Here is a 422-nt window from a genome sequence, read left to right as displayed (position 1 = left end):
CTTAAGACCCCCGCATCCGAGGAACGCGCGTAAATGTTAACCTATAGGCAAGGGCCTGTACGCTTCACCTATCTGAAGAACTCGACAGATACTCATGCGCCGCTCAGCGTCAGACTGGGCGGCGCGTTTTTATGCGCGGGGACTGCCGGTTTTCCCCGCCGTTTTCCGGCCTTCGGGAAGCAGCCCATAGGTTTTTGCGAGCGGCGCATGAGTGTGCCCTCATTCATTCAGCGTATTTTTCAAGCCAACATAAACATTTACGCGCGTCCCGCGGATGCGTGGTTCTTAAGCCGCTCGCAGACTCTTGCGCGTGACTTGCAGGCTTTTACGCGCCGCCCGGAGGCTTACAAGCGGCTTGTTTGACGTCGTGTTTTACCTAAAACCTCTTAACAAGGTGCAAAAACATCTGTCATGATACAGGG

General features: G+C 54.5%; 1 protein-coding gene. It reads right to left on the bottom strand.

Translation table 11 applies throughout. The features are described from left to right. Positions 1-92: 92 nt before the first annotated feature. Complete coding sequence (locus AWU74_RS13255; protein WP_282955534.1) at positions 93-227, bottom strand: hypothetical protein; 135 nt, start codon at positions 225-227, stop codon at positions 93-95. Between the last annotated feature and the right edge of the window lie 195 nt (positions 228-422).

It is taken from the genome of Treponema endosymbiont of Eucomonympha sp. (assembly GCF_001028545.1).
Note: the sequence above shows the minus strand (reverse complement) of the source record. Positions and strands in the feature narration are given on the sequence as shown.

Excerpts from the sequence above, each read along its gene's own strand:
- AWU74_RS13255 (WP_282955534.1), bottom strand. The coding sequence starts at position 227 with ATGAATGAGGGCACACTCATGCGCCGCTCGCAAAAACCTATGGGCTGC.